Annotated in this window: 15 protein-coding genes and 1 pseudogene; 5 read left to right on the top strand and 11 right to left on the bottom strand. The window is 38.5% G+C overall.

Translation table 11 applies throughout. The features are described from left to right. Window positions 1-210: 210 nt before the first annotated feature. From Q0371_RS09440 to Q0371_RS09415, 6 genes and pseudogenes are all read right to left on the bottom strand, one after another. Window positions 211-1,074 carry an NAD-dependent epimerase/dehydratase family protein gene (locus Q0371_RS09440; RefSeq protein WP_298470596.1) on the bottom strand — a complete coding sequence of 288 codons (864 nt, stop codon included), beginning with the start codon at window positions 1,072-1,074 and terminating at the stop codon, window positions 211-213. 41 nt (window positions 1,075-1,115) lie between these two features. Then, window positions 1,116-1,595: a metal-dependent hydrolase gene (locus Q0371_RS09435; RefSeq protein WP_298470594.1), complete on the bottom strand. Its 480-nt coding sequence runs from the start codon at window positions 1,593-1,595 to the stop codon at window positions 1,116-1,118. A gap of 461 nt (window positions 1,596-2,056) precedes the next feature. After that, window positions 2,057-2,364, bottom strand: a pseudogene (locus tag Q0371_RS09430) (transposase); the annotation flags it as partial. Window positions 2,365-2,882: 518 nt separating this feature from the next. Further along, window positions 2,883-4,319 (bottom strand): aldehyde dehydrogenase family protein, encoded by a 1,437-nt coding sequence (locus tag Q0371_RS09425; RefSeq protein WP_298470592.1) that lies wholly within the window; start codon window positions 4,317-4,319, stop codon window positions 2,883-2,885. A gap of 18 nt (window positions 4,320-4,337) precedes the next feature. Then, on the bottom strand, window positions 4,338-5,084 hold the full coding sequence (locus Q0371_RS09420) for an SDR family oxidoreductase (RefSeq protein ID WP_298470590.1): 747 nt from the start codon (window positions 5,082-5,084) through the stop codon (window positions 4,338-4,340). A gap of 12 nt (window positions 5,085-5,096) precedes the next feature. Beyond that, window positions 5,097-6,167 (bottom strand): tartrate dehydrogenase, encoded by a 1,071-nt coding sequence (locus Q0371_RS09415; RefSeq protein WP_298470588.1) that lies wholly within the window; start codon window positions 6,165-6,167, stop codon window positions 5,097-5,099. A 337-nt stretch (window positions 6,168-6,504) separates the two neighbouring features. Here Q0371_RS09415 and Q0371_RS09410 point away from each other — a divergent pair, with 337 nt between their 5' ends. After that, a complete protein-coding gene (locus Q0371_RS09410; RefSeq protein ID WP_251552670.1) occupies window positions 6,505-7,485 on the top strand; it encodes a bile acid:sodium symporter family protein in 981 nt (326 codons plus the stop codon). Window positions 7,486-7,857: 372 nt separating this feature from the next. On the opposite strand, the gene Q0371_RS09405 is transcribed toward Q0371_RS09410, so the two are convergent. Genes Q0371_RS09405 through Q0371_RS09395 form a run of 3 tightly spaced genes read right to left on the bottom strand, consistent with a single transcriptional unit; the run spans window position 7,858 to window position 12,163 of the window. Continuing rightward, window positions 7,858-9,294 (bottom strand): M20 family metallopeptidase, encoded by a 1,437-nt coding sequence (locus tag Q0371_RS09405; protein ID WP_169361437.1) that lies wholly within the window; start codon window positions 9,292-9,294, stop codon window positions 7,858-7,860. A 6-nt stretch (window positions 9,295-9,300) separates the two neighbouring features. Next, window positions 9,301-10,602: an amidohydrolase gene (locus Q0371_RS09400; RefSeq protein WP_298470583.1), complete on the bottom strand. Its 1,302-nt coding sequence runs from the start codon at window positions 10,600-10,602 to the stop codon at window positions 9,301-9,303. 22 nt (window positions 10,603-10,624) lie between these two features. Next, complete coding sequence (locus tag Q0371_RS09395) at window positions 10,625-12,163, bottom strand: AbgT family transporter (protein ID WP_366518576.1); 1,539 nt, start codon at window positions 12,161-12,163, stop codon at window positions 10,625-10,627. A 107-nt stretch (window positions 12,164-12,270) separates the two neighbouring features. On the opposite strand from Q0371_RS09395, the gene Q0371_RS09390 reads away from it, so the two are divergent. Further along, the gene (locus tag Q0371_RS09390; RefSeq protein ID WP_298470581.1) at window positions 12,271-13,584 is read left to right on the top strand and encodes an HTH domain-containing protein; all 1,314 of its coding nucleotides are present in this window, start codon (window positions 12,271-12,273) and stop codon (window positions 13,582-13,584) included. A gap of 38 nt (window positions 13,585-13,622) precedes the next feature. Here the strand turns inward: Q0371_RS09390 and Q0371_RS09385 are convergent, their stop codons facing one another. After that, window positions 13,623-14,150, bottom strand: a complete 528-nt coding sequence (locus tag Q0371_RS09385) for a hypothetical protein (protein ID WP_298470579.1) — start codon at window positions 14,148-14,150, stop codon at window positions 13,623-13,625. A 205-nt stretch (window positions 14,151-14,355) separates the two neighbouring features. Beyond that, on the bottom strand, window positions 14,356-14,856 hold the full coding sequence (locus Q0371_RS09380; RefSeq protein ID WP_298470577.1) for a competence protein ComK: 501 nt from the start codon (window positions 14,854-14,856) through the stop codon (window positions 14,356-14,358). 253 nt (window positions 14,857-15,109) lie between these two features. Between Q0371_RS09380 and Q0371_RS09375 the strand changes: the two genes are divergently transcribed. From Q0371_RS09375 to Q0371_RS09365, 3 genes are all read left to right on the top strand, one after another. Further along, complete coding sequence (locus tag Q0371_RS09375; protein WP_298470575.1) at window positions 15,110-15,595, top strand: sigma-70 family RNA polymerase sigma factor; 486 nt, start codon at window positions 15,110-15,112, stop codon at window positions 15,593-15,595. An 87-nt stretch (window positions 15,596-15,682) separates the two neighbouring features. Continuing rightward, entirely contained in the window at window positions 15,683-16,081 is a 399-nt protein-coding gene (locus Q0371_RS09370) for a hypothetical protein (RefSeq protein WP_298470573.1), read from the top strand. A gap of 132 nt (window positions 16,082-16,213) precedes the next feature. Then, window positions 16,214-17,038, top strand: coding sequence for an aldo/keto reductase (locus Q0371_RS09365; protein ID WP_298470571.1), 825 nt, complete (start codon window positions 16,214-16,216; stop codon window positions 17,036-17,038). Window positions 17,039-17,167: the final 129 nt, after the last annotated feature.

Below are 17,167 nucleotides of genomic sequence, written 5' to 3'. Positions count from 1 at the left end.
GCCACCGGAGCTTTTATCCATTTGACCCCGAGGGGCAAGGCGGTGGAGCTAGACAACAAGAAAAGCGCAACCGCCTATTCCTGCCCCGACAGGCAAATGGAGTAAAGCGAGAAGGCAGTTCCTCAGCCACCGGAGCTTCAGAACTTTATAGTTTCCTAAACAACAAAAAAACTCTGCCCAAGCTTAATAGCTTTAGACAGAGTGATAGATTTACAATTTTTTTAGCAGTTTTGGCAAGTAGTCATGCAAGTCTTGAAAAGAATATCCTAAGCTTTTAGCACGTTCATTACTCATCAGCCAAGTTTTTGATAGATTGTAAGGAGAATCTTCTCCCTCAATGGGTTTTAGACTAATTCTCGCCTCTTTATCCGCCTCAGCTTCGATTAATTGAACTAAATCCTTCAGCTTAATCTTACCGTTGCTGGTCGCATTCACAGCTCCGGTAAATGTAGAGAGTCCAATCCACGCAAGGAACTGTCCAATCTCTTCCTCCGAGATAAAATCTATATAAGCATCCGAGTTTACTAGATGAAATTCATCTCCGCTCATAATTTTCCCAACATAATATTTCAATCGGTTGGTGTAATCATGTTCACCAATGACGATTGGTGGTCGAACAGCGGCTACTGGAAACTCCGCGTGCTGAAAAAAGACAGCCTCCGCTTGGCGTTTTCCTTCCGCATAGGTAAAGTTCTCTTTCGTTCCCATGACTATGGAATGCTTTTCTGGAATAAAATCTTCCTCTTTAGATAGCTCTTTTCCCTCATAAACAGACTTTGAAGAAGTAAGAACATACTTTTTCGTATGTCCATTAAACACTTCTACCGCGTCCAACGCATCTCTAGAGGCATAACAGATTTGATCAAAAACAACATCCCATTTCTCGGATTGAAGCTTCTCTTTGTCAGCCAACAAACTGGATCGATCTATAACCATATGATTTACTTTTTTAGAAAAAACATGTGCTGTATTTCCTCTAGTTGCGACTGTTACTTCTATTCCTTCATTTAAAAGTGCCTCCACCAAATGAACACCAAAAAAACGAGTTCCACCTAAAACTAATACCTTCTTCAACCTTCCACCCCTCTACTGGATATTCATACCATTATAACCGATTAAAAATATGTAGTGAAAGCCCCGTATCCAAAATAAACGGTAAGAACTGATAATATACCAAACACAATACTCTCCACTGTTCCCCCAGTTCTCGTAGTTATAGGAAAACGAACTGTCACAGGTATTGGAAAGAATAATTTAACCCCATTTTTTGTAGCCATATCTAAAAGAAGATGACTTGCTACTCCAACTGAAACTCCCATCATAATTGACTTGTCCCAGCTAAAATAATTCATCAATGCAACTAATAGAAGAATGAACAATAGACTATGCGTAAAGGATCTATGTCCAAACACTTTGTTAATAACTTTGGATATGAGTGGAAAGCGTCTCCCTATCATACTTCCACCGTGGCATATATCCGGTAGAATCGCACCTGCCACCCCTCCTACGACCAGCAATACCGGGTCATAATCTGTCATCTGTGAAATAGCAAGACTTGCTGCAAGACCGCCTATAATATGTGTGTTTCCTGTCATGCTATTAATTCTCCTTTTCTTATGTATCGAGAAAGCATGAAACATTTTACACTATTTGGTTTTATATCTAAATAGGTGAAATATCGTAACCTACCCATTTAGTTAGGCAAAAAGACACTGTTTCCACTAAAAAAGAGACTTCTTGTTCACTGGACAGGAATTCTGCAAGAACCATCTATTGATTTAAGGGAAAAAACGGGGCTAGGACAAAACGCTCCTCAACAATAAAAAGCCTCGAAAATTTTACGACCTTGTAATTTTTCGAGGCTTCTATTCAAATATACCTGTGATTGTTTTCCGTTACAGTGGACGCTTTCCGGGGGCACGGCTTCAATCTCCTCGTTACTTCGTTGAGGGCACTGAAAAACTTACGTTTTTAAATTTGTTTTTGAAAATAAAAAAGGGTACTTTTTGTTCAAATTGAACAGAAAATACCCTTTTTCATTTTCTTATTCTTGCTCTCATTCGTTGAGTAACTTTAGGATTCGCTTCAAGTTGACCGCAAATATGGTTGTGGCTCCTTGTATTTCCATGCCAAAAAGACCCCTGCTAATCGTTTATCGTAGCCGTGTCCACCCTTTAACTCACTATTCTTTGCCTCAATTTTATATCGCTCTTTGGCAAGCTGTTTAAATTCTTCGGTATTCTGAAATGCCTCTTGTTCAAGGTGCTCTGTCGATTTGATTGTGACACAATATGTTTTAGATTTAGATCCTTCTTTGTAACACCCACCTCTGAAAGGGCATATTTTACATTTTTCCACATCAAAATTATTTTTGATTTGAGGGTTACGGTTGCCATGTATGGACTTAAGTTCAGCGTTTCTTGGTTTGAAATCATTGTGCGCACCCCTGTATTTACTTTTCTTTGGTATAGCAAGAAAAGATTTTTTTGCCTGAGTACATTTTTTAAAAATTCTATAGTGGATTGGAGTGCAGAGCGGTGACTCCTAGGGGATTAGCGGCCACGGCGAGCACCCGGACTGAGCGCAGCGAGGGAGAAGGCTTGCCGGGCCGCCCCCAGGAAAGCATCCGCTCGGAACGGAAAGACACGGATTCAGGAAATAGGAGCTTTATTCATACTCTATCCCTAAGCGTTTTAAAAGTACTTTTTCAGTGCTCTCACTTCGTTCCTGCGGGGCCTTCAGCTCGAGCTGTTCCCCCAGGAGTCGCCACCTCCACTTCAAACAACAAGAATTGAAAGGTTTCTTACAAGAAATTGTGCGGACCTTAAAAATGAAATAAAAACATGAAATCGAGTTTCCGTCTCATTTTTTTTAATTCACTACTAAATTTTAACCTGAATAGCTAGGTTTTTAATTTGTATATAGTTTTGAACGGCTAAATGACTTTTTTCTCGTCCAATCCCACTCTTCTTATATCCACCGAAAGGCATTTGCACGCCTCCAGCTGCTCCATACGTGTTGATAAAAACTTGGCCAGCTTCAATACGAGCAGCTACATAATGAGCCACGTCAATATCCTTTGACCACACTCCAGCAACAAGGCCATATTCAGTTTCGTTTGCTAGCTCAATTGCTTCTTCAACTGAATGAAAGCGGACAACGCTCAATACTGGACCAAATATTTCCTCCTGAACATAGCTCTCTTCGTGACTAGTTGCTTCAATGATTGTAGGGGAAATATAATATCCATTCTCATAGTCTCTTACCTCTACACCCTTCCCTCCAACTAGCACATTGCCTTGCTTACTTGCTTCACTTAAAATATCTAAAATACGTTCGTGTTGCTTTTGGTTAATGATTGGCCCGACATCTGCATTAATGGATGCTGGTCCTATGGATAGCTCTCCAAACCTGACAACAAGCTGCTCTAGTAGCTCATCAGCGATCGTGTCCTGCACTAGCAGGCGTGAGCCTGCAGAGCACGTTTGACCCGCATTTTGCGTAATGGAATTGACAATGGCAGGAATTGCACGATCCAAATCGGCATCCTGGAACACAATGTTGGGTGATTTACCACCTAACTCCAGCGTTACAGGTACAATGTTCGCTGCTGCAGATTGCATGACCGATATTCCCGTCTGTACAGATCCGGTAAAAGTAATCTGGTTGATTCCTTTATGTGAGCTTAATGCTGCTCCAACCTCGGCCCCATACCCAGTTAAATGCTGAAAAACTCCCTTTGGCAGCTTCTCATGAAACCATTGTGCTAGAAAGTTTGTAGACAAAGGAGTATCCTCTGAGCTTTTTACAATTACTACATTTCCGGTAGCAAGTGCCGCTCCTACACTTCGCGCAGTAATTTGAATCGGGTAATTCCAAGGGACAATATGTACGGTTACACCGATAGGCTCCACCAATGTTACATTCAATAAATTCTCTTCAATCGGAATTGTATCACCAAACACCTTATCAGCAATACCTCCGTAAAACTCGAAGTATCGCGCAGCTGCTTCTACATCAGCTCGAGCTTGATTCATCGGTTTTCCAACGTCAAGAGATTCAAGTGCTGCTAGCTCCTCAGCATGTGATCTAACGTAGCTGGCTAACTCAACTAATAATTGCCCTCTTTCAAAAGGCTTGAAGGCCTTCCATTCTTTGCTCTTCAATGCCAGTCTTGCTGCTGCCACAGCCTCGTCCACATGCGTTTCATTACCACGAACGATTTGAGCTATTACGTCACTTGTAGCAGGATCCCGTACATCAATCCACTGGTTGCCACTGACCCACTCTCCATTAATTAGCATATTAATTTTTTCCATAAAAAGCTTCCACCTCCTTTAAATATTCCTACCACCGTCCACATGAATCACTGAACCTGTAATGATTTGAGCCGCATCGGACAATAGATGCACAACTGTTGCAGAAATGTCAGACGGTTTAATCAATCTACCTAATGGAACACTTTCTGCAAAGATATCTTTATTCAGCACTACTTCCCCTTTTTGAGAAGAAAACTGTCCTAGCATTTGAGTATCAGCAGGACCAGGATGTATTACATTTACTCGTACGTTATAAGAAGCAGCTTCTAACGCAAGCGCCTTAGAGAATGCCTCGACAGCTCCTTTTGATGCTACATAGCTTTGAAGACCTGGTCGTGGTCGCGTGACAGAAACTGACCCAATGTTGATAATCGATCCATTTTTAGCCTCCCTCATGTAGCGTATTGCTTCCTTACATGTTAAGAAAGTCGCTGTTGCATTGATATTGATAAGCCTATGCCATTCGGTTAGTTCTACATCTACTATTGACTTAGCAGCCTGTGCAATTCCAGCGATGTTCACTAAGCCATCTATTCTATGAAACTCATCATTTATCTCTTTAAACATGGACTGTATACTATTTTCATTTAACAGATCAACCTGTTTCACTCGTAAATTTGTATGTTCCTCCCCACCTACAGCATCGGTGTTAATATCTAAAGCAACCACAATTGCACCTTTCTCTAATAAATCTTGAACTACTTGAAGGCCCATTCCTCCACCAGCCCCTGTTACTACGATTACTTTGTTTTCAACTACACCCATTTCTCATCTCTCCTATGCGTAAGATTTAATGTGTTCCATAATTTCCTCAGTAAACTCCGTAGTATTAGCATTCCCTCCTAAGTCAGGGGTTCTAACTTTACCTTCCACTAATGTTTCCTCAATTCCGTCCACGATTACGTTAGCTAGATCTGAGTAGCCTAAATGTTCAAGCATTAAAGAGGTGCTCCATATTTGAGCAATCGGGTTGGCTATCCCCTTACCTGCGATGTCTGGAGCAGAGCCATGAATGGCCTCGAACATAGAAGGATACTGTTTTTCTGGATTGATATTCCCTGATGGCGTGATACCTAGACCCCCTGAAATTGCTGCTCCTAGATCCGTTAATATATCTCCAAATAAATTACTACCTACAACTACATCAAAAATTTCCGGCTTAGATACGAAGAAAGCAACAAGTGCATCAATATGATAGAATTTTGCTTCTATCTCTGGGTAGCCTGCTCCAATTTCCTTTGCTATTTCGTCCCAAAAAGGCATCGAAAAGTTAATAGCATTAGATTTAGTTGCAACCGATAAATGCTTTGAACCTCTTTTTTGCGCAAGCTCATATGCGTATTTGATCACTCGCTCACTACCCATGCGTGTAAACACACTATTTTGAACAACAACTTCATAAGGAGTTCCCGCATGCAAGCGACCTCCACTGTTTGAATACTCACCCTCTGTATTTTCTCGGACAACAACAAAATCTATGTCCTCCACACTCTTGCCGACTAAGGGGCTTTGAATTCCTTTCAATAGCTTGATCGGTCTTAGATTAATATATTGTTGAAACGCTCGCCTAATCGGTAAGATTAACTCCCATACCGAGATATGGTCAGGCACTTTAGGATCACCTACTGCCCCAAACAAAATTGCCTCATAGTCTTTTAATATAGACAGCCCATCTTCCGGCATCATTTTACCGTGCTTTAAATAGTAGTCACAATTCCATTCATAAGGATTAACCTCAAAAGTGACACCACCATGTATATCTTCTACAAGCTGAAGCACTCTTTGGGCCTGAGTCATCACCTCTGGTCCTATACCGTCTCCTGGAATACAAGCAATTTTATGTATCATAATTAAATTCCCCACCTCTATTTCTACTAAATTAATAAGATTATATTATCATTTAAATAATAGTCTGGTAAAGTTTTTAACAAATAATTTAAAATTATTTGATAATTTTAAATCTGATTTATTAACGACTTCATTGGGATCAGTGGGATAGATCAGGATATTACAACATCTTAGAAAAGCCTTAAGTATAAATAAAATATGTTCTTCATAGAAACTGATGGGATAAAATTAATAATTAAAATAATCAAAAAATTATAAAAATTAGTTGTTTATATATTAAAATATAATATAATCAATATTATATTATGACACCAACAGGTGAATAAGGAGGAAAGAAATGAAAACGCTTCAATCAATTAGTAACTTTGCAGGTAAGTATTTTGCCTTTATCGTAATCTTGTTTTCCGTACTAGCATTTATGGCACCAAGTATGTTCACCATGTTTTCTGCATACATAACGATTTTACTCGGTATTGTCATGTTTGGAATGGGGCTAACGCTTAAAGCCTCTGATTTTAAACTCGTTTTTACAAATCCTATCCCTGTATTAATAGGGCTGGTTGCTCAATTTTCCATTATGCCAGCAATTGCTTTCGTAATAGCATATCTATTAAATCTTCCGCCACAACTTGCAGCAGGATTGGTATTACTCGGAAGTGTTCCTGGAGGCACCTCATCTAACGTCATGGTCTTCCTAGCAAAAGGAAATGTCCCCTTATCTATTACCATGACAAGTGTTTCTACATTACTTGCACCCGTGATGACTCCCTTGCTACTGCTCATATTTGCCGGGCAATGGCTTCCAGTTGATCCGATGTCCATGTTTATGTCTATTATCCAAGTTATTATCATACCTATTATTTTAGGGTTAGTCGTAAGCAAGTTTCTACCGATTGTTACAGAAAAAAGCATTCCGATTCTACCACTCGTTTCAATAGTAGCTATCACTATTATTATTTCTGCGATCATTGCTGGTAATAAAGAGAATATTGCAACAGCTGGAGTTTTAGTATTTGTTGCTGTGTTACTGCATAATGCATTTGGTTTACTTCTCGGTTACTTTGCAGCAAAACTATTTAAATTATCTAAGCAGGACCAGCGTGCAATATCTATCGAAGTAGGTATGCAAAACGCTGGATTAGGAGTGTCATTGGCTAATAGTTACTTCTCTCCATTAGCTGCGTTGCCAAGTGCATTTTCTTCTGCTTGGCAGGTTATTACCGGTACATTCCTTGCAACCTATTGGGCAAAGCGCGAAATTAAAAATACATCTGCTTCAGACAAACCATTGGAAGTAAAACGTGTAGAAGAATTCTAGTTTAGCGTAGTGGATAGTAGAGCTTGCCGACAGCTATAAACTATTTCATAATTCAAGGGAATGTTAGATAGAAAGATTTAATAAAATAGATAGTTGATTATTAATTAGCAAACAAATAATACTTATGTAGAATCGAGTGAAAGTTGCTAATGATCTGTTTTGGACAAATTGCCTCCAGTTTATATATGCGACACAAGAATAGAAGAACACATGGCATAATTTTTATTAGTGCGGGTATAGTAGGCATTGCAATTGGTTTAACGTATCACTTTTTCTTCACCTAACCCTTATCAAAATACGGCAATTTGAAAAAACAGACCAAGAAGAATTATTCTTTTTGGTCTGTTTTTTAGTTTCGATTAATTTTTCATATTACATAGCGCTTGGGCGTAAATCTGCTGGTAGTGGATTTTGGTATCCATCTCCCACTTGCTTTAATAATTCTTTTTTTGCATCGTCAATCAGCTGTGGATTATCAAACAAATCTACTGCAGTTGCAGCTAATACTTTACTCGCATAGATCAATCCTTTATGTGCTAATGATGTCTTCCCCTGAGATACGAGCTGCCATGTGTGTAACGGTGTTCCCGCTACAAAACAAGTCGTGAAAAACTGAGCAGTTGGCACAATCCAGCTGACATCCCCTACATCGGTCGAGCCCTGCATGACCTCACGATTTTTCACATAAGGAATAATTTCCGTAAAGAATGGAGAATCTGCCGAATAAAACTCTTCCGAAACTGTATATGCAGAAAGCTTTTCTGCATCAATTACCGCAGCCTCGACTTCTTCAGAAGTAATAGTTTTAGCCATCGCCTTAGCGTATTCCATTTCCTCATTGTTATAGGTAGGTAATCCAAATTGCTGAAGCTTTTCATCCATCAAAACATTCAATGTATGGTTAGGAATATAATTAGAGCAGGCTTTATTAAATTTCACCGTGAGCTTTGTACCCGTCATTAACGCGGCACCTTCCGCAATATTAACAACTCGCTGATAGATTGCTTCTACATCTTTTAACTGGGGAGCTCGGATTAAATATAACACTTCTGCATCTGACTGAACGACATTAGGGGACGCCCCTCCAGAATTGGTAATTGCATAATGTACCTTTGCCTCGGAAATAATATGCTCTCTTAAATAGTTAACCCCTACATTCATTAGCTCAACAGCATCTAACGCACTTCTCCCTAAGTGTGGAGAGTTAGCCGCATGAGCCGCCTTTCCTTCAAACGAGAAATAAACCTGATAATTCGCAAGCGAAGAAAAAGAAAAGATTCCCGTATACGAATTTGGATGCCAGGTAAGGGCCGCGTCAATCCCGTCAAAGACGCCGTCTCTGACCATATACGTTTTACCCGACCCGCCTTCTTCTCCAGGGCAACCAAAATATTTGATGGTACCAGTAATTTTGCCTTGTTCGATCAAATCCTTCACCGCAAGAGCAGCAGCTATCCCTGCTGTACCTAAAAGATTATGTCCACAGCCATGTCCATTACCATTTTCAATAATCGGCTCTCTGACTGGACTTCCAGCTCTTTGGCTTAAACCAGACAACGCATCGAATTCACCTAAAATACCAATATTCGGCCCACCTTGCCCAAAGGTAGCGGTAAAGGCAGTCTCAATATCGCCGACGCCTCTCTCCACTATGAAGCCCTTTTCCTCTAAAAAGTTACTCAATATCTTAAAAGATTCGAACTCCTGAAATCTTGTTTCTGGAATATCCCATATACGATCACTTAGTTGGATAATTTCCTCTTCGTATGATTCTATTAGACTAGTTATTTGATCTTCTATTTTAATCATTAGCACTCACCTTTCATGTTGATAAATTTGTTCGATCGTAGCTAACCAAGTTTGCAATGCAATAGGTAGCACCGCTTCATCGATATCAAATCTTTCATGATGATGACCAGCTGCTAGTGTTGTTCCGAAAATGGAATAGGTAGATAAACCACCATTCTGTTGGACTCGTTCCATCATGAATGTCGCATCCTCTGATCCAGCAGCAAAATCAGCGATTGGTATAACTTCATTTACACCAGCAACTTCCTTCGCTGCCTTAATCACAAGTTCCGCCAATTCATTGGAGGAAGAGCATGTTCTTGCCTCACCTACAATTTCATAGGAAAGGTTTGCCCCGTGCATTTTAGCTGCCCCTTCCAATACGGAAATAGCCTGCTCATGCACATAGGTATGCACCACACTGTTTTCTCCACGTGTCTCAAGCTTTAACGATGCATGAGAGGGAATAATATTCCGCCCATCCCCGGCTATGCACGTACCCACGTTAATACGAGAAGCCCCACCACTATGCCGCGAAATAGAGTGAAGTCCAAGAATGGCAGAGGCTGCAGCTAATAATGCATTCGTACCCTTTTCAGGCTCAGCACCTGCGTGAGCAGCCTTCCCAGTGAAGGTTGCATCTATTTTAGATGTAGCTAAAAACCCATTGGAACCTCCAATTACCGTACCTAAAGGTGATCCTGTACCGACATGCATGCTGAGAAAGTAATCGACGTCATCTACTACACCAGCATCGACCATGGACTTTGCTCCTCGCACTCCTTCCTCTGCTGGCTGGAATATAATCTTGATAATCCCTTCTATATTCTCTTTATTTTGCGAGAGAATAGTAGCCAGCCCTAAACCTATCGAGCTATGAGCATCGTGACCACAAGCATGCATCCTGCCTTCATATTCAGATACAAACTCTTCCTCTATCGGTAGATGAGTAGTCTCTTTTGATTCTAAAATATCTAAAGCATCCATATCGAAACGAAAACCAATTGTCGGCCCTGGCTTGGAGCCTTGTATAGTTCCTACAACCCCAGTATATCCACCGACCATTTTTTCTAAGTATTCGATATGTCCCCCGTTTTTCACGGCACTTTCATAAACCTTCGTTAGGATTTCCTCTGATGGTACTCCCATACGATTCTCTGATACTACTTCTCTACCTACCTGCACTTGAAAACCAAGATTTTTCAGCTCATTTGCTATAATGGAAGCGGTTCGAAACTCTGTCCACCCTACCTCTGGATATTGATGGAAGCTTCTTCTCCATACCTTCATTTGTTCTAATGAATTCGAAGGAATTGTAAATAAACTCAAGTACGTTCACTCCTTAATTCATTTAATTTAAATACAAGGATACTCCTGGCCCGATTGGAATTCCGAAAAATGCAAAAACTAACATTAGAGCAACCCAAACGATTAGGAAAACAATAGTATACGGAAGCATTAGTGACATAAGCGTACCAATACCTGCTTTTTTATCGTAAAGGTGCATGAATGATAAGATAATCGCAAAATAAGGATTCAACGGTGTCACCATATTCGTAGAGGACTCTCCAATACGATAAGCTAGTTGGATAAATGCGGGATGATACCCTAGCAGCATAAAAATCGGGATAAATACGGGACCAACTAATGCCCATAGAGCCGAGCCACTAATGATAAACAAACTTAAAAATGCTACTAAAATTACAAATAACACGATAACAAAAATATTTGTCATATTGAACTTTGTTAATAGATCTGCGCAATTTACAGCTAACCAAATAGCTATATTCGACCAGTTAAAATAGGCAACAAACTGAGCAATCATAAAGATTAAAACGATATAGCCAGACAAGCTTCCTATCGCCTCTGTCATTATTTTTGGAACATCAGCTGTAGACTGAATTTTTTTTGTCGTAACTCCGTAGACAATACCTACCGTTACAAAGAACAAGAACAAAACAGGAACAATCCCTGATAAAAATGGTGAACGTAAAATAGTGCCATCTTCATTTAAAAGTGGAGAGTTAGGAATCAGCATACCAATAACTACAATTGCAATAAATATAATGGCTGCTATTAACGTATTTCGTAATCCTTTCTTTTCCAAAGGGCTAATATCTTTTGAGAACGCTTGTTGCTTCCCTGTATATGTACCAAGTCTAGGCTCAACATACTTTTCAGTAATAATGGTCCCTACGGCTGCAAGTAAGAACGTAGAGACACTCATAAAGAACCAGTTATCTAGCGGTGTTACGATTACATCCGGGTTAATACCCTTCGCAATTTCCGTAGAAATACCCGAAAGCAATGCATCCGTTCCTGCGATTAGTATATTTGCTGTAAAACCAATTCCTGTACTAGCAACCCCAACGGCTAAACCTGCAAGAGGATGTCTACCAACCGATAAAAAGACTAGGGCGGCTAAAGGTGGAATTACTACAAATGCAGCATCCGAAGCGATATTTCCTAAAATACCAATGAAAAACACGGTAAACGTAATAATTTTTGTAGGCGTTTTAACAATGGCACGCTTCATGAGCATTTCCAATAAACCTACTTTTTCCGCTAGTCCGATTCCTAACATAATGGTCAGTACGAGACCAAGCGGTGCAAAGCTCGTGAAATTCGTAAGAGTATTAGCTAGTATAAACTGGAGACCTTCGCCCGAGAGTATACTCTTAACTACAACCGTTTCCTCGGTATTCGGGTGGATAACCTCTGCACCAACTAAATTTAAAATTGCTGAAACAATCATTAATGCCAAAGTTAGATAGAAAAAGAGAATAAATGGATCCGGCAGCTTATTTCCTATCCGTTCAACTAAAGAAAGAAACTTGGAAAATTTACCGTTATCTTTCATCTCCACACTGTTAGTTGTAATAATAATCACCCCTTTTTTTATTAAAAGACACTTTTTGTACATGTCTTTAAAGAATAGGGTAAACTATAATTAGACAAAATTCAACAAATTTTTAGAAAAAGGAGAACATTATAATTATGGCTCGCATTTTAATATTGACTACCGAGAATTCACTGGAATGGGTCAAGCAGGTAGAAGCATTACCAGTAGAACCATGTGAGTATAGTTTTATGGTGTACCAATCATTAGAGCATTTAAAAGATATTTTTTTAGAGCAGATTCGATTAGTCGACGGAGTTCTATTTAGCGGACAAATCCCACACTTTTTTGTCCAGCAGCACTTCCCCGACGTTGACATTCCGATGTTACATTTTGATGTTACCCAAACAGACTTCTATCGTGCACTTTCTGAATATATGTATACAAACCGAGACTTTCAATTGAAACGTTGCTTGATAGACTTTTTATATGAGGAAAATAACTATCTTGGAGTGAAGGAATGGACTGAAGAAGAGGACTTCCCTTATATCTTTGATGCAACCATGCAGTCCTATGCAGATCAACAGGTATATGAAAAAATGACGAACTACCATGTGAAGCTATGGAAGGAAGGGAAGATAGATGTTAGCATGACACGACTGAGTCGCCTGCCTGACATATTGAAGCCGTATGGAGTAAATTTAATTTTAGTTGTACCTTCCCAAAGAAGCATGGTCGAAAAAGTAAATGAGCTCTTAAAAGAAATTCAAATACTCCAGCTAATTGAAAATCAAGTAGTCATAGCGCATTTAGAGCTATCTATCACACGGGAAAATTTTAGAGATTTGGAATATAAACAAATGTCCTTATACAAAGCGATCCTGGACTTTAGCCGAAAAAATAATATGAAATTTATCATTCATCAAAATACGTTTTTCTATGAAGTTATAACGAATTATAGCGACTTCAAACTAATAACAAGTGACATGGAGAGCTGCAAACTAGTCAGCTACCTTTCAACCGAGCTACCATTTGTAGTGAAAATTGGATGGGGAATTGGCAATTCTATTCAAGCAGCACAGTTAAACGCAGAAAAAGCAGCTCACTTATGTACAACTTCGGAAACACAGTCCTATATATTAACAAAAGAGGCAAAGCTCATTGGACCTCTTGGAAGTGAAGACTATATTCAAGTAGATACTCAATACGATTCTGCAACGGAAAAGCTAAGCGCTAAACTAAACACGACCTCCCTTCAACTGAAGAAAATAATCGCAGTAATGAACAAGCTTCAAACAAACATCCTATCAGCGGAGGATCTAAGTATTCACTTAGGGATTACCGAAAGAGCAGCAAATCGTATTCTGAAAAAGCTAGAGGAAAAAGGGGCAGCAAAGGTTACGACACAGCAGCAAAAAAAATTAAGAGGACGACCAAAAAAAGTATATCAGCTTTATTTAGAGGAGGTATAAACGTAGGCAGCCAATCTTAAATAATTGGCTGCCTACGTTTAATTTATCTCTGCATATGTACTGGAAATCTGCTTATACATGATGATAGGTTCTTTTTCTTTTATGAAAGATGTAAATCCTAATTCAGTATAGTACGGTGATATACTGGTTAAGTTATCGATTACATGATGACGGCTATTCGAAATTAAAATCAATTCAACATTTAATAATGATAATTGATCCTCCAGCTTTTTATAAATGGCAATGCTAAGCTCCTTTTCATCCCAAGGTTCTTTGATATTCAATGTGTGAAAAACAGCTACGATACTATTGATCTTATCTACTTCACAAAATTTTTCTAAACTAATTAGGGAGTACGATAGCTTATCAGACAAGCAATCTGCTTCTCCACAAAGATCTAGATAAGAGGTTTTTACCGGATTAAACAAATGTAAGGAGGCTTCGCCTATTAGAATTGGATCGTCATGAGAATCTTTATAGATGAAACACTGGGCAAGAACTCTAAAGAACGATGTACCCTCCTCAACTGCAAGTTTAAAGTCGACATAAACATTAGCTACGTCCATTCTATTCCCTCCATATATCAAACCATTTTACATCAAAATATTATTTTATTTTTACCAATAATTTGATTAAACACATATATAAATAATTGTAATAGATAGATTGTATCATTAATATAGATTTAAAGTACTATATATTAATAAAAAAAAGCGACTGATTATGGAGTAAACAGCCGTTTTATTAAGGAGAAACTATTTTTCTATTTAATTACATTTTGTTTGAAAATTGCAAATCAAATAAGTCTACCTTCTCACTTAACATACTAAATAAATTCATCGTTGTGTGTAATCGCTCCTGTTGCTTCATCAACGTATACTTAGAGACCGCTACATCCACGCTTATTTTGTCATAAAACGTAAGCTTGCATAAACCCCTTCCCTGATTCTCTATTTGAAACAAATGATTAAAGATCCAAATACATTCTAAGTCCTTATAAGACCTTGTTGGAAAAGCTCCGATTTTTTCAGCTATTAGAATTGGTGACTTATTTGCATAATTCATCATTTTCTTAGTTGCCTCCATTCGACCTTCTAATGTAGAAGCATGACGAATGCATGCTAAATTCAGTAGTTGATTGACGGATAAGGAAGATCTGAAAACTCCATGTGTTGTAGTGATAATGGATTTATATCCTCCACAAAATGCTGATTGAATCATAAGTGTATACCTCGTTATCAATAAAGAATCGTTATACAGCAGTTTTTTCACTCCCCTGTTTCCCCTTAAATAAATAATACTAAATACCCTCTCCTTTGTATAGTCTGAATTAACTGAATAATTGTAATTATTAATATAATATGGATTTTAATTTATTTTGTCGTATTTCATTAAAATTTTGCAAAACAAATATGACGTATGTATGTCAATTCTTCATATTTCCACATTCGAATATCGCTAGACTTCTCGTTATGCTATGGAATACCTAGGAAAAAATAGTCATGCATGATGGAACGGAAAAAAATTGGAACGTTTTGAAGATATTTTGTTTACCTATAAGCCAATGATATCTGCCTGCATTAGAAAATTAAATATTTATAAAAACTACGATACTTTTAGACAAGCTGGATATATCGCACTATGGAAAGCTTGGTTAAAGTTTGACGCTACCAAAGGCGACTTTGCTCCCTTTGCTTACCGGACAATCTATGGAGCATTACTCGATGAATTAAAGAAAGAACACCTCATCGAAGAACGTTTTCAAGTTATAGAAGAAGAACAATTGAGCAACCTACTAGAGAATGACAAGCTCCCCACTATTGAACATGACCAATTGTCCAATGCTATAAAACAATTATCGGTCGAAGAAAAAGAATTATTACGCTGGCTATTTGTGGAGGAGACCTCTCTCAAACAAGCTGCTACAAGGTATGGTATAACCGTTTCTGGAATTAAAAAGAGAAGAGAACGGCTACTATGTAAAATGAGGAGCTTGATGGGTAGAGGATAAATATATTTTTTTCATTTTATTTGGGAGGTGTTTGGTTAAGAATTGAAGTGGGTATTATTTAATTAAGACCAAGAGGGAGTGATAAGAATGTCAAAAGTTAACAAACAAGCATTACTCATCGGAAGTGTCGCAGCCTTCGCTATTACTTATTTATATAAAACAGAAAACCGCAGTAAAGCTAAGGTAGCTTTAAAAAATACGAAAGCAAAAATGGATTCTTACATGGATTCGCGCAAAAACTCACCAACTTACGTAACAAAAACAGGTTTTTCTGATCCTGGTGATCCAGATGATAACCGTATGATTGAAGAAGGTGCAATGACAAGTATTCAATACTTCAATGCTAATGCCCAAGATAAAAAAGGGAAAAACAACTACCCAAAATCACATAAAAAACAAACACCTGTTACAGAGGAATCACTAGAAGAATCCAACAACGATTCTCCAGCGAAACAAGAAAACACAAAAAGAAATAATCCTGAGTAATTAGAAGCCTGTACTTAGAGTACAGGTTTTTTCCTTGAATGGAGTTCCAATTAAATGCAAAAATTATTATTTTCTATTAAACTAAAATGGTAATTGTATGCAAAATATAGGAGAGATGGGAGTAATGCTAGAATGAATTATATTACCTTAAATAATGGTTTGAAAATGCCCCAGCTTGGATTTGGAGTTTGGCAAGTACCAAGTGAGGAAGCTACTAAAGCAGTATCTAAAGCAATTGAAGCTGGATATCGTTCCATTGATACAGCAATGATTTATAAAAACGAAGAAGGCGTCGGTGAGGCATTAAAAAATGCCAATGTAGCTCGCGAAGATTTATTTATCACTACAAAGGTTTGGAATAGCGACCAAGGCTACGAAAATACCTTACGCGCATACGAAGAAAGCCTGGAACGTCTAGGCCTTGACTATGTGGACTTATATTTAATTCACTGGCCAACCCCTCAATTTGATAGTTATGTTGAAACATATAAAGCGATGGAAAAGCTATACAAAGATGGACGAGTAAAGGCAATCGGTGTTTGCAATTTTGAAATAGAACATTTAGAGCGCATTTTAGAGGAATGTGAAATCCCACCGGTATTAAACCAAGTAGAATGTCATCCTTACTTAGATCAAAGTAAACTAAAGGAATTCTGTGCCAAGCATGATATTTTTGTAGAAGCATGGAGTCCTCTAGACCAAGGTGGCGAGGTACTGCAAGACTCCATCATTCAAAAAATTGCAGAATCGCATGGTAAATCCCCAGCACAAACCGTTTTACGCTGGCATTTACAAAACAACACCATCGTAATCCCAAAATCAGTTACTCCATCGAGAATCGAAGAAAACTTCCAGGTGTTTGATTTTGAATTAACTAACGATGAAATGGAACAAATCAACAGCCTAAACAAAGATCGACGTAAAGGCTCCCATCCAAACGAGATGAATGTTCGATAAAAATTAGAGTCCACTTCCTAAAGGAAGTGGATTTTATTGTTTAGGAAATTTTATGACTCTGAACCTATGGATAAATTGATGTCTAGCTCCAGCCCCTTGCCCCTCGGGGTCAAATGGTTAAAAGCTCCG

Origin of the sequence: uncultured Psychrobacillus sp. (genome assembly GCF_938022135.1) — a bacterium.
Taxonomy (GTDB): Bacteria; Bacillota; Bacilli; order Bacillales_A; family Planococcaceae; genus Psychrobacillus.
Note: the sequence above shows the minus strand (reverse complement) of the source record. Positions and strands in the feature narration are given on the sequence as shown.